Genomic DNA, 13,538 nt, shown 5'->3' with positions numbered 1-13,538 from the left:
GCGTCATGGCGCGTATGGAAGGAGCGGGCTTCCTATCCCTCCTCGCCCTCCTCGAGTCCATACGCTTTTTTTAGAATCTGAATCGGATGGAGCGGCTCCCGGCCGGTTCCCTGAAGAATTTGCATCCCGGCCAACGGACAGTCGGTGGCGACCTGATCGGGCGCCCCTTCTTCGATGGCCCGGAAAAGCGGCTTGGCCGTCTTCATCGATTCGTCGAAAAATTCGGTTTTGATCCCCCAGGTTCCGTCGTGGGCGGAGCATTTCTCGATTACGTCGACGGTCGTTCCGGGAATCAGCTTCATCAGATCGCGCGATTTGTAACCGATATTCTGATCCCGCAAATGGCAGGGAATCTGATACGAGACTTTCCCGATCGCCTGGGTAAATTCTTTGTTCAATTTCCCCTCGCCGTTGAGCCGCATCAGGTATTCGCAGAGATCGAAGGTATGCTCGGAGACGATCTTCGCCTCCAGCCCGAGCAGCGCCGGATATTCCTTTTTCAGCATCAAGCTGCAAGTCGGCATCGGCGCCACGATATCGTATCCGGCCGCGATCACCTTTTCGAGCGATCGGATATTGAACCGGGCCTTCTGCCGCGCCGACTCGATGTCGCCGACGTCGAAGAAAGGCATCCCGCAGCAGAGCTGATCGGGGTGGACCGTCTCGACGTTATTTTTCTCCAATACCTGAACCGTTGCCTTCCCGATCTCCGGGGCGTTGTAATTGACGTAGCAGGTGTGGAAGAGAGCGACCTTCTTTGCCGAAGGGGAAGGGGAGGGCTTCGGCGCGCGCTTCGACTGCCATTCAATGAAGGTCTCTGTTGCGATCGGGGGGAGAATTCGGTCTTTGTGAATGCCGAGCCAGCGATGAATCAACAGCCGGATCGCGCGGACCGAGTTGGCCCAATTGAGGAGCGGCGCCAGCCGGCGGCCCCAGCGGCCGACCCAATCGGTATCGACCAAGATTCGATCGCGGAAAGCGGGCCGTTTGGTCTGGGCGATCTCGGCTTTGCCCAAGAGCATCAGCCGCGGGAAGTCGAGGTTGAAGTGATGCGGCGGGGTGTAGGGGCAGTGGTTGTAGCAGAGCTTGCAGTAGTAGCAGAGCTCGGTGATCTCGTCCTGATCTTTCCGGGTGAGGCTATCGGCCTCGCCGGTCCGATCGTCGATTCGAATGAACATCTGATCGAAGGAGGGGCAGAGATTAAAGCAGCGGCGGCAGCCGTTGCAAATATCGGCCACACGGGCGAATTCCTGGGGGAGCGATCTTTTGTTTTCCGAAATGAGGCTTAACGGGTCGGGACTCATCTATTTACTCTAAAGAGCGGAGAAGGGAGAGGTCAAGGGGCCGGGGGCGGGTTGAAGTCCCCCTCCCGCCGCCCCCCAGCCCGGATCCCATTTATTTCCCTTTGATGCTGTCGAGCGCCTTCTGGAATCGGCCGGCATGCGACTTCTCGGCGCGGGCGAGTGTTTCAAACCAGGCGGCGACTTCGTCGAAGCCTTCCTCGCGGGCGGCCTTGGCAAAGCCGGGATACATCTGCGAATACTCATAGGTCTCGCCGTCGATCGCCGACTGAAGGTTGACCGCGGTGTCGCCGACGGCCGAGCCGGTGGCCGGATCGCCGACCTCTTTTAGGAAATCCATGTGACCGAAGGCATGTCCGGTCTCTCCCTCCGCCGTGTCACGGAAAACACCGGCGATGTCGGGCTGTCCTTCGATGTCGGCCTTCCGGGCAAAATAGAGGTAACGGCGATTCGCCTGGGATTCTCCGGCGAATGCGTGTTTTAGGTTCTCATGCGTTTTGGTTCCATTGAGCGGTTTTGCCATTGCTGTTTCCCCCTTTTTCGTCTGTTTCAGTTTAGACCGCCGATTCGTGCGGTTTCTTCGGGCTGCTTTTTTAAATGCACCCTCGGCAGCGGCCGAAGGCTTCTATTTTCCACTCATCCACCTGATAGCCCTTTTCCAGAAGGCTGCCGGTGAGAGAGCGGTAGTTCGGATAAATGTCGTCGATCTTTCCGCATCGGCGACAGGTAAAGTGCTCATGTCGGTCGATATTCCGGTCGTACCGCTTGGCGCCGGGGCCGAAGCTCAGCTCAATGATCTCCCCCTGCGCTTTGAGGATCCGGAGGTTCCGGTAAACGGTCGCTTGTCCGATTCCCGGCTCGCTCTCGCGTACCTTTGAGAAGATCTCCTGCGCGGTCGGGTGGGTTTTCATTTCGGAGAGGGTTTCGAGGATCATCCGCCGCTGGCGGCTCTTTCTGAAAGAAGGCGTTGCAGAATGCGAAGCGTGCATAAACGAATACCATTCTTAATAATAAGAACGATTATTAATAACGCATTCGTATTTTGCTGTCAACCCCCGTTTTTCTTCGGTCTTCCGAGGAGGATCGACAGCGTCTGGTCTTCATTATTGACCACCGCAATATCGGGAGTTCCATCTTTATTGAAATCCCCCTTCGTGATAGAGAAGGGGGCGATGCCGGTATGGATATTCAACGGCGGATGTTGAAAAGTGCCGTCTCCCTTCCCGGCCAAAAAGGAGATGTTGTCGCTCCGGCTGTTGACCACCACCAGATCGAGAAGACCATCCCCATTGAAATCGGCCGAGACGGCGGCGACCGGTCCCCCTTCGGCGCCGAAGGGAATCGCCTTCCCATAGCGGCCGTTGCTCCCCTGAAGAAAAAGGGAGAGGGAGTCGCCGAGTCCGTTGACCACCAAAATATCGGGCCGTTTGTCGCGGTTGAAATCGTCCGAAATCAGCGAGAGCGGCTTCATTCCTGCCGTCAGCTTCTCCCCTTTTTCAAAGGTCCCATCTCCGCGCCCCCAAAAGAGGCTGAACTCATTGCTCCCCGGACCATTGTTGGCGATGGCAAGATCAAGAAAAGAGTCGCCATTGAACTGACCGGCGATGATGTCGGTCGGGATCGTGCCGGCGTCGGTCACCATCCCCTCCTCAAACGATCCATCGCCCTTTCCGAGGAGGATGATCAGGCGGTCATAGCGTGAGACCACCGCCATATCGAGGTGATGGTCTCCGTTGAAATCGCCGACCGCCCCGGTGAAGGGGGCTCGGCCGACTTCGTAGACCCGCGGTCTAGAGAAAAACATTCCGCCCGGTCCGTTTTGATTGATGTAAACGTAGAGGTTGTCCTCGTCGTAATTCGGAACGGCCAGGTCGATCTTCCCGTCTTCGTTGAAGTCGCCAAAGAGAATCGACCGGGGCTGCCTTCCCGTCGTTAACTTCAGCGGGGCTTGAAAGCTGCCGTCTTTGTTGTTGATGAAAATAAAGAGCGATTGATCTTCCGTATTGGCGACGACGAGGTCCAAGTAGCCGTCTTGATTCAGATCGGCGGTCCCGACAAATGAGGGGCTGTTCCCGACATGGTAGCTGATCGGTTGGCGAAACGGGTTGGCGGGGGGCTCTGTTTTAATACATCCCGGTCCAACGACGAGCAGCGTAATCGCGATGAGGAGGCAGCGGGGTGTCATTCCGCGTATTCTACGCAATTTCCTCCCCCTGTCAATTCTTTTTAATCCGATTGCATGAGGAGGGCTCCGCCGCCAAGTCCATCTCCTATCCTTTGAGTATTAGCTCCTAGAGGTAATTGAAGCAGGACCGCTTCGATTATTAGAATTAAAGCTGCGGAGAGTAAATTAGTGGAGGAGGTAGGAAATGAAGAATATAGTGGTTGTCGTATCAATGATCTCCCTGCTTGTTGCAGGATGCTCATCAACCCAAAAAATGCTCGGCGGCAGTTCTTCCCCGGAAGCGGCCGCACCCAAACAGCTTCCTGAGACGGTTAAAAATGAATTCAGTGAGGGATTGAAGGCTTATAAAAGTGAGCAGTATGTGAATGCGCAGCAACACTTTGAAAATGTGACCCGGATCGATCCGAGCATTCCGGAAGCGCACCTGAACTTGGCCTTGACTCTTTATCAACAAGGTAAGACCACCCAGGCGGATAAAGAGTTGGAGCAGGCTCGCAATCTCTATTCAAGGGAGTTTGGGATGGGGGGACGCCGGGGAACCACCCCCAGCGGATCGGATCAAGGGATGAATCGATCAACCCCGCCGAGCTAAATCGCAAATCGGCGCTTCAAAAAAGGAGCCCTGACGGGCTCCTTTTTTTATTGACCCCCTCATTATTAAAGAGATTTTCGACTTCTTTCGAAAGCGTTTTATATTGATTGTGCAGGGAAAGTGGTGTATCCTTTGTTAAAATCTTTTTTCGGTTGAATGAGGGAACAGATGAGCCATACCGAGACCACCCTTTCAGAAGAAATTTTAAAAGAAATCGAGGCGTTCGGCCTTCAAGTCGAGCGTTTAAAGAAAAAAGAAATCCCGGAGGAAAAGTTCAAGCGCTTCCGGCTTCAGCATGGGATTTATGGACAGCGGCAAAAGGGATTCCAGATGGTCCGCGTCAAGATTCCCTCCGGCCTTCTCACCGCCCCCAAGCTCCGTTGTCTCGCCGACATCGCCGAGCATCATTCCACCGGCAAGGGACATATCACCACCCGGCAGGATATGCAATTCCATTTTGTGAAATTGGACGATATCACCGCCGTGATGACGCGGCTGGCCGAATCGGGACTGACCACCCGGGAAGCGTGCGGCAATACGGTGCGCAATGTCACCTCCTGCCATTTGGCGGGGGTCTGCCCGACCGAGCTGTTCGACGTGACCCCGATTTCTCAGGCGGTCGCGTATGCGCTTCTGCGCAATCCGATCAACCAAGACCTTCCCCGTAAATTTAAAATCTCTTTCTCAGGGTGTGACAGCGAGTGCGGCTTGGCGTCGATTCACGACATCGGCTTCATCGCCACCCGCCGGGAGGTCGCCGGGCAGCCAGAGTTCGGATTTAAGCTCTTCGTCGGCGGGGGGCTGGGGTCGCACCCGAAGCTCGCCAAGCTTTATACCGATTTTCTTCCGATCGATGAAATTCTTCCGACCTGCGAGGCGATTTTAAAGGTCTTCGATGCGCATGGAGATCGAAAGACCAAGAGCAAGGCGCGGATGAAATTTATCCTCGAAAAATGGGGCCTCGACTGGTTTAAGGAGAAAGTGGCGGGAGAGCGGGCGTTCTTGAAGGCGTCGGGAAAGAGCTATGTCTCCTTGCCGATGCCGGAGCCGAAGCAGCCGGCGGCGCCGTTGAATCTGCCGATGATTGAAAGTCAAAACGGGCATGCCTCTTGGTTCCGGACCAACGTGATTCCGCAATCGACTCCCGGCATCTGCGCGGTTCAGATCAAATTAATCCTCGGCGACATCACCGCCGATCAATTGCGGGCGATGGCCGAGATCGTCGAGCGGTTTTCGACCACCGGCGAGATTCGGGCGACCCACCAGCAGAACCTGCTGATCCGGGGGGTGCATCAGGAATCGCTCTCCGAGCTTCATGCCGCGCTCGATCGAATCGGTCTGGGCGGCGCGGGTGCGGAGCGGGCGGTCGATGTCATCTCGTGCCCCGGCGCCGACAGCTGCCAATTGGCGCTGACCTCGTCGATGGGGTTGGGTGCGGCGATTGTCAATGAGTTCGGCAAAAACCTCTCCGAGTTTGAAGACCTCAATGGGTTACGCATTCGAATCTCGGGATGCCCGAACTCCTGCGGCCATCATCACATCGCCGGCATCGGTTTACATGGGGTCGGGAAAAAAGTCCACGGCAAGCTCGCCCCCCACTACCAGCTTCATCTGGGAGGCGGGGTGAGCGCGGAGCGGTCGGTGATCGGGAGCTCCAAGGTGAAGATCCCGGCGAAGAACATTCCGGCGGCGGTCATGGAGTTGGTGCAGATCTATCGGGAGAACCGCCGGGAAGAGGAAGGCTTCAATCCCTTCATCGAGCGTTTCGGCCGAGAGGCCCTCGCCGTCCGGCTGGAGCGGTTTACGAAGATTCCGACGCCGCAAGAGGCCCCCGAATATTACATCGACTACAATGAGGAGAAAGACTTCTCGCTCGACGACCTCGGCCCCGGCGAATGCGCCGGCACCGTGATCGATATGATCGAGCACTACTTGCATACCGGCGTCCAATCAATCGAGAAGGCCTCAGTGGCGTTGATGCACCATCAATATGAAGAAACGGTCGGCCACATCAAGCATGCGATCCTGGTCAACTGCCGGGCGCTGCTGATTCCCTTCGGCATCGACTCGCCCCATGAAGAGGAGGTCCTCAAAGAGTTCCAGCACAAGCTGGTGGAGCAGGGAATCGTCACCGAGCGGTTCGAGAACTTTACCGAGGACCTTGGAAAGTGGACCTCCTTCGCGCTTCAGCCCGAACCGCTCCAGGAGATGCTGACGCTGGCCGATGCCTTCGTCCGCGAGTGCAAAGAGGCGTACGATCGCCTCGACGCCAATTTAAAATTACGTAAGAAAGAAACTGTTTCATCGGTGATTCAAAGTGAGGTCGATATGAGTTTACAAAAAGAGGTCGATGCCCGGCTCGATTTATCGGGGGTCGCTTGCCCGATGAATTTCGTCAAGACAAAGCTTCAGCTCGAAGAGATGGATGCCGGCCAGACGCTGGAGGTGATCCTTGATGACGGGGAGCCGATCCGCAATGTCCCCCGGAGCGTTCAGGCGGAAGGACATAAGGTCGTGAAGAACGAGAAGCTGCCGGACGGTCATCATAAGATTGTCATCGAGAAAGTCTAAGCGCTAAAGATTCTAAGACCATGCACAGCCCAGGCCCATTCGCCTGGGCTGTCTGCTGTCCGGACGCGAGCGCTTCCGGCTCGCAACGGTTGACCAGAATCCCGCGCCATGTTAGCATACGGGTACGCAAAGGGACCCCGCAGCAATGAAACCAGCCCCGACATACGACATCACCCGCTCATACGAAGCGAACTACCAGGAAGGTCCCTTTATCGATCAACGGCCGCCGGCCCGCCGGATTGAAAAGAAGGTCCGGTTCCTCGGATTCGACGTCAACTCGCGCCTCGGTATTCCGGCCGGGCCGCTGCTCAACTCCCGCTGGATTCTCGCTTACGGCGCGCTCGGGTTTGACCTCCTCGTCTATAAAACGGTCCGGACCCGCGCGACCCCGAGCCATCCGGAGCCGAACTGCATGTTCCTCCATCTGAAGGGACCGCTGCAGGAAGCCGATTTCGGGAAGCCGCTGGTTGCCACGATGGAGGCGCCGTCCCGCGTGGAGGAGATCAGCATCACCAATTCGTTCGGCATGCCGTCGCGCGACCCGAAGCTCTGGCAGGAGGATATCCAAAAAGCCAAAGCGGGCCTCGGCGACGGGCAGTTGTTGATCGTCAGCGTCGTCGGCACGCCGGGAGAAAAAGATCTGGCCGAGGATTATGCGTCGGCTGCGCGGATGGCGGTCGAAGCGGGGGCGCCGGCGGTGGAGATCAACCTCTCCTGTCCCAACGTCGTGACCGGCGAGGGGAGCGTCTATACCGATCCGGTTTTCTCGGCCGAGATCTCGAAGCGGGTGAAGCGGGCGATCGGAGCGGTTCCGCTGATCATTAAAATCGGCTACATCTCCGATACCTCGCGGCTCGAAAAGGTCGTCGCGGCGAATGCACCGCATGTCGACGCCATTTCGGGATTGAATACCCTCTCGTTTGAGGTGATCAAGCCCGACGGGACTCAAGCGCTCCCGGGGAAAGGCCGGTTGCGGTCGGGGGTCTGCGGTGCGGCGATTCGGCCGTACGCCGTCTTACAGGCATCGCGGATCGTTGCGCTGAAGCAAAGAGAAAAATATGACTTCGAGGTGGTCGGCGTCGGCGGGGTGATGACGGCGGCGCACATTCGGGAATTTCTCAACGAGGGGGTCGACGCCGTGATGACGGCGACCGGTGCGATGTGGGACCCCTTTCTGGCATACACTTATTGGAAAGAAGCGTCGGGTCAATGAAAGATTCTGGGAAAGATTCTAGGAAAGAGTCTCGGAAAATGCCGATTCGACAAGAGGTCGCAAAAATCGAGAAGGTCGAGCTTCACCAGCATGTCGACGGATCGATCCCGGTCGACCTCACCTGGAAGTTGATGAAAGAGCATCGCCTCAACCCGGTTGCGACGAAAAAGGAGATGGAGCGGCTGCTCGTCCTTCAAGAGGGGGAAGAGGGGGCGCTGCTTCGCTACCTCGATAAATTTCACTATCCCGCTTGGATCACCCAGTTTTACGGCAACATCTCTTACGTCGTCGAAGCGATTGTTCAGAAGGCCTATCAGAACGGGGTCCGGCTCCTGGAGCTGCGTTATGCGCCGATCATTCATACCTTCGCCGGGCTGACGCTGCGCCAGACAATCAGCTCCGTTCTAACGGGGCTCTCCCGCGCCGAGAAGAAATATCCGATCGAGACCGGGTTGATCGTCATCGCCATGCGCCATCAAGGGCCGCATATCGCGAAGATCTTGGCGCGCCAGGCGATTGCCGAGGCGCAGCAATTTCATGAACGGACCGGCGTGATCGGCTTCGATGTGGCGGGGGCGGAGCGGGGAAACCCGGCGCGTCTCTTTAAAGAGGCGTTCGAGATCGCCCGGTTGGCGAACCTCGGTTTAACGATTCATGCCGGAGAAGACGAAGGACCGGAGGCGATCTGGGAGGCGATTGATATCCTCGGCGCCCGCCGGATCGGACATGGCTGCTCCGCCGTCAAAGACAAAGCGCTCCTGCGCCGGTTGGCCAAGGATCAGATTTTGGTCGAGTGTTGCTATACTTCGAATTATCAGACCGGCGCCGTTCCGATGGGGGCATCGCATCCGATCTTGACCTTCATGGAATACGGCGTCCCGGTGGCGATCTGCACCGACAACACCACCGTCTCGAATACCGATCAGAACCGGGAAAATGAAAAGCTCTCGAAATTCCTCTCCGTCGAGCAGCTCCAGACGATTCACCGTCAGGCCCGTCGGCATTCCTTTATTCATCCCTCAACCCAATTCAAGGAAAATCTCCCGCCGCAGCACGATCTAGAGCGGCCGGTCTTTCGCACGAAAAAATGATCTCCCTTTTGAATATTACAAAACGATTCGGGGCCCGGACCCTGTTCTCCGATGCGACGTTGCAAGTCGCCTACGGCGATCGGATTGCGCTCATCGGTCCCAACGGCGCCGGCAAGACGACCCTGCTGGAGATGATCGGCGGGAAGGCCGATCCGGACGAGGGGCAGGTGATCATCTCAAAGAGCTCCGTCGTCGGCTATCTTCCCCAAGAGATCCTCCAATTGCGGGGCAAATCGATCCTGGAAGAAGCCCTCTCCGGCTGCGATGCGATCAATCAGATTGAATCGACCCTCAAGCGGCTCGAGCATGAGATGGAGGAGGCCGACGATCCAGCCGAAAAAGAGCGCCTCGGCCTCCATTACGCCGAGCTGCAGCTCCAGTACGAAAGCGAAGGGGGGTACAACATCGAGCATCAGGCGAAGCAGGTCTTGTCGGGGCTCGGGTTCAAGGAGGCCCGTTTCGGCGCGAAGACCGATACCCTGAGCGGCGGATGGTTGATGCGAATCGCCCTTGCGAAGCTCCTCCTATTGCAGCCCGATATCTTGCTGCTCGACGAGCCGACCAACCACCTCGATCTGGAATCGGTTATCTGGCTGGAGAATTTTCTGAAAAATTACGCCGGGGCGATCCTCTTCATCTCGCACGACCGGCCCTTCATCAACGCCATCGCCCAGCGGATCGTCGAAATCGATCAAGGGAAGCTGATCAACTACACCGGAAATTACGACCGCTATGTCATCGCGAAGGAAGAAGGGGCGGAGATTCGCCAGGCGACTTACGAGAACCAACAAAAGAAGATCGAGGAGACAGAACGGTTCATCGAGCGCTTCCGGTATAAAGCGACCAAGGCCCGGCAGGTGCAAAGCCGGATCAAGCAGCTCGAAAAGATGGATAAGATGGAGGTGGCGCAGGAGCGGAAGAAAGTCCGATTCACCTTCCCGCAGCCGGAGCGGGGCGGCCAGGAGGTGATCACGCTCGATGGCGTCGAAAAATCGTACGGTCCGGTCAAGGTTTATCAAGGGCTCAATCTCACCCTTACGCGCGGCCAGAAAGTGGCGCTGGTCGGGCCGAACGGGGCGGGGAAATCGACGCTAATCAAAATCTTGGCGGGGGTGCTTCCGATCGAGGGGGGGCGGCGCGCGTTGGGTCAGAAGGTTGCGCTCAGCTACTTCAGCCAGCATCAATTGGAGACGCTCCATCCCCATCACACCTTGCTGCAGGAGATGGAAGAGGCCGATCCGCAGGGGGCGCAATCTTTCCTGCGCGGTATTCTCGGCGCGTTCCTCTTTGCCGGGGATGACGTTTTCAAACAGGTCTCGGTGCTGAGCGGGGGGGAGAAGAGCCGGCTGGCGCTGGCGCGGATGTTGATCAAGCCGGCCAATTTTATTCTGCTCGACGAGCCGACGAACCACCTTGATATCCCCTCTCGCGATGTCCTTGAGGAGGCGCTGAAAGGATATGGCGGGACCCTCTGCTTCATCACGCACGATCGGCACTTGATTCGGGCGATCGCAAATCATATTATTGAGGTCGACCAGGGGAAGGTGACGGTTTACCCGGGCGATTATGACTATTATCTCTACAAGAAAGAGCTCTCCAAATCATCGGGAGGCGCCGCGCCGGCGCCGACGGAGAGCGAGAAGGGCCGGCCGGTCTTAACGCGGAACGAGCAGAAGGAGCAGAAGCGGCGGGAGGCCGACGCGCGGAACCGGCTTCACCGGGAAGCGCAGCCGCTCAAGAAGAAGATCGAGGCGCTCGAGAAGTCGCTCGACACGAAGGGAAAAGCCTATCAGGAATGTGTGGCGTTGCTCGCCGATCCGGCGCTTTATCAGCAGAAGGAGCGTTTTTACGAGTTGATGGAGCGCCACAATCGGCTGAAAGCCGAAATCGATCAAGAGACCGCCCAATGGGAGAAGCTCTCGCTCGAATATGAGGCGATGACCCAAACGAACCCCGCCTCATAAAGTCCTCTTTTACGAACCTCTGCCGGATCGGCAGTAGGGGGATAGAAAATAATAGAAAAGGACGTCACCGTTGCCTAAATCATTTACGACCATCTTGCTGATCGGAGAGGGAAATTTTATTAAGCAGCTCGGGGTCCGTCTTCTCCGGGAGGATCGGAGCGTCTGGGCGCTGATCTCCTCCGATGGACTCGCCCCTGGATTCGCGCGGCTCGGGATCAATCCGGTCGCCGCTGATCTCTCCGAGCCGTTTTTGGCAAAGATGGCGGTCGCCAATGCCGACGTGATCTACCACCTCGCCCAGCGCCGGCAGCATGGACAGCCGATGCCCGAGCCGACCGATTTAAAAGGGCTGCGGAATATCCTCTCCGCCCTTCCCCGCGGTGCCGTCCAGCGGTACATCTACGAGAGTAGCCTCGCCGTCTATGAGGGGGCGACGGCGGCGCCTGGAAGTGAGGCTTCTGTCGAAGAAGGGATCAGCGAGAAGGTTTTTTGCCGGCCGAAAAGCGTAACTGGACGGATTCATGCAGAGGCCGAGCGCGAGATTCTTGCCCGCTTTTCGGAAGACGGCTTTCCGGGGATGATCCTGCGGGCGGGAGCCCTCTACCAATCCCTTCCCGGAATCTTCGACCAGGTCCGAAAAGGGACCTATCCGCTTCCTCCCGATCTGCCGCCGCTCTTTCACCGAATCTATTTCGAAGATTATCTCGACATCTTGATCGCGGCGATGGAGCGGGGACGCCCCGGCCAATTTTATAACGTCGTCGATCACGAGCCGCATACGCCGGCCGCCTACTTTCAGGAGATGGCGACCCTCCTCGGCGCGGCTTCGCCGGCGCTCCCGCCCTCCGTCCCAGCCCCCCCGATCCGCTATCAAAACCAAAAACTTTTAAAAGAGTTCAATCTCTCACTTCGGTTTCCGACCTATCGCGAGGCGTTGCTCGATGGAATTAAGAAGAGTGAGGCGGGGGAGATGAGGGCGCGGGAAGCATAAGGGATTGAATTTTGCGGCGCGCTGCTTAGAGTCGTGGGGTTTTACCCCACCCCCCACCGCGGGGGCTGCGTGCCCAGCCCCCTTCGGCTTCCCCGTGCAGCGGGGGTTTACACCCCCTGCGCCCCCACGGTCGAATGCCACGCGACCGCGGGAGAGAACCGCGGACTGCTGCGGCTCGACCTGATGAGGTAGGTAGAACGTTTGATGAGAGTACGCAGGGGCCTCGAGGCCGCAGGCCTCATCACGCTCCATCTCTTTCTATCTTTATAAAGAAGAACGTAAGACAGTGCGCGTCCAGGGCGTGCTGTGCCCGCTATCTTAAGCGTTCCAAATCAGACGTTCCATCTACCTCTTCAGGTCACCATTGTCGAAGCACCATCCGCGGTGCACTCCCGCGCGTGGTGCAAGTTGTGACCGTGGGGTCCGGGGTTTCACCCCGGTGTCCCTTGGGAAGCCGAAGGGGGTTGGGCAAGCAACCCCCGCGGTGGGGGGTGGGGTGAAACCCCACGACTCTAGACAATTCCATCGCTCTTGCTCCCAATCAAAACGCAATCAAATTTTTCTTGTGCCCCCTCCTCGATCATGATATAAGAAAAAGCCATGTCGAAGACAACCACAGATACCGTCGCAAAAGTGTATAACGATTGGGGAAAGGGATTTGACGAGCTCGTCAATGAGACCCCTTTCTTGATGAACAGTTATCTTCTCTATGATCTTTGCCTGGAGGAGTTGACCCGCGGAAAGCGATATGGCCGAATCCTTGATGTCGGCTGCGGGAGCGGTCTACAGGCGGTCCGTCTCGCCCCCTACGCGGAGGAGGTGGTCGGGATCGATCTTTCCAAAGAGCTGATCGAGATCGCCAAAGAGCGGTGCAAAACACACGACAATGTGACGTTCCAGGTGGCGAATGCCTGTCAGCTTCCCTTCCCGGACAGGAGCTTCGATTTTCTGATCTCTTACGGAGACGTTCTCAGCCATATTGTCGAGGGCTATGAAGAGGCGGTCGCCGAGATGGCGCGCGTCGCCAAGCCGGGCGCGATCGTGACGCTGGAGTGCGACACGAAGTGGAATTTCGGTATCTTTTATCATCCTTCCGAGCTGGTCGACGCCCTCCGCGTTCCCGGAAAGGGGCATGCAACCCGGGTGTGGGAGGGGATGCGGTTTAAGACCTTTACCTGGCGGGAGCTGCGGTCGATTCTGGAGAAGAATGGGCTGGAGATTCTCTACTGCCGGGGACATAATATTCTCTCTTCATTGATCCCCGATCCTTTTCTGCTGGAAAAGGGAAAGCGAAGCCTGGTCGGACGCTTGGCCCTGGCACTCGGCCGGATCGACCTCGCCCTCTCCGGAACCTATCCGTTCTCCCGCTTCGGCTTCAACTTCGTCGTGACGGCAAGAAAAAAGAGATGAGCCGCTTCGGCGCCATCCCTCTACATCTCCTTTAAAACCGATTCTTCTCCGAAACGCTTTCATTTCCTCTTTGGTTTATGACCTGCTTTGCTCTGTTCGACGGCGGCATCGGCATCGGTCGCCGTTTCCTGAGCGTGCATCGCCTCCTGCCCATAGGATAAAAGACAATTCGAAATGGAATGTACAGGTCGTGCGGTCAAGGCAACGGAAGATCGGCGGC

General features: G+C 57.3%; 11 protein-coding genes. 7 read left to right on the top strand and 4 right to left on the bottom strand.

Translation table 11 applies throughout. The features are described from left to right. Positions 1–32: 32 nt before the first annotated feature. The 4 genes from HY282_15325 to HY282_15310 form a co-directional block, all read right to left on the bottom strand. A complete protein-coding gene (locus HY282_15325; protein ID MBI3805119.1) occupies positions 33–1,304 on the bottom strand; it encodes an anaerobic glycerol-3-phosphate dehydrogenase subunit C in 1,272 nt (423 codons plus the stop codon). Positions 1,305–1,395: 91 nt separating this feature from the next. Then, positions 1,396–1,824: a rubrerythrin gene (locus HY282_15320; protein ID MBI3805118.1), complete on the bottom strand. Its 429-nt coding sequence runs from the start codon at positions 1,822–1,824 to the stop codon at positions 1,396–1,398. 70 nt (positions 1,825–1,894) lie between these two features. Beyond that, positions 1,895–2,236 (bottom strand): transcriptional repressor, encoded by a 342-nt coding sequence (locus HY282_15315; GenBank protein MBI3805117.1) that lies wholly within the window; start codon positions 2,234–2,236, stop codon positions 1,895–1,897. A gap of 113 nt (positions 2,237–2,349) precedes the next feature. Next, entirely contained in the window at positions 2,350–3,504 is a 1,155-nt protein-coding gene (locus tag HY282_15310; protein MBI3805116.1) for a VCBS repeat-containing protein, read from the bottom strand. 166 nt (positions 3,505–3,670) lie between these two features. On the opposite strand from HY282_15310, the gene HY282_15305 reads away from it, so the two are divergent. From HY282_15305 to HY282_15275, 7 genes are all read left to right on the top strand, one after another. Beyond that, positions 3,671–4,078, top strand: a complete 408-nt coding sequence (locus HY282_15305) for a tetratricopeptide repeat protein (protein MBI3805115.1) — start codon at positions 3,671–3,673, stop codon at positions 4,076–4,078. A 168-nt stretch (positions 4,079–4,246) separates the two neighbouring features. Next, positions 4,247–6,649, top strand: coding sequence for a sulfurtransferase TusA family protein (locus tag HY282_15300; GenBank protein ID MBI3805114.1), 2,403 nt, complete (start codon positions 4,247–4,249; stop codon positions 6,647–6,649). A gap of 145 nt (positions 6,650–6,794) precedes the next feature. Further along, positions 6,795–7,862 (top strand): dihydroorotate dehydrogenase, encoded by a 1,068-nt coding sequence (locus tag HY282_15295; protein ID MBI3805113.1) that lies wholly within the window; start codon positions 6,795–6,797, stop codon positions 7,860–7,862. 38 nt (positions 7,863–7,900) lie between these two features. Next, positions 7,901–8,953, top strand: coding sequence for an adenosine deaminase (add, locus tag HY282_15290; GenBank protein ID MBI3805112.1), 1,053 nt, complete (start codon positions 7,901–7,903; stop codon positions 8,951–8,953). 8 nt (positions 8,954–8,961) lie between these two features. Further along, positions 8,962–10,917, top strand: coding sequence for an ABC-F family ATP-binding cassette domain-containing protein (locus HY282_15285; GenBank protein MBI3805111.1), 1,956 nt, complete (start codon positions 8,962–8,964; stop codon positions 10,915–10,917). A gap of 70 nt (positions 10,918–10,987) precedes the next feature. Further along, positions 10,988–11,908 carry an NAD-dependent epimerase/dehydratase family protein gene (locus HY282_15280; GenBank protein ID MBI3805110.1) on the top strand — a complete coding sequence of 307 codons (921 nt, stop codon included), beginning with the start codon at positions 10,988–10,990 and terminating at the stop codon, positions 11,906–11,908. Between the two features lie 600 nt (positions 11,909–12,508). Further along, complete coding sequence (locus tag HY282_15275) at positions 12,509–13,318, top strand: methyltransferase domain-containing protein (protein ID MBI3805109.1); 810 nt, start codon at positions 12,509–12,511, stop codon at positions 13,316–13,318. The last annotated feature ends 220 nt before the right edge of the window (positions 13,319–13,538 follow it).

It is taken from the genome of Candidatus Manganitrophaceae bacterium, from assembly GCA_016200325.1.
GTDB lineage: Bacteria > Nitrospirota > Nitrospiria > SBBL01 > Manganitrophaceae > Manganitrophus.
Note: the sequence above shows the minus strand (reverse complement) of the source record. Positions and strands in the feature narration are given on the sequence as shown.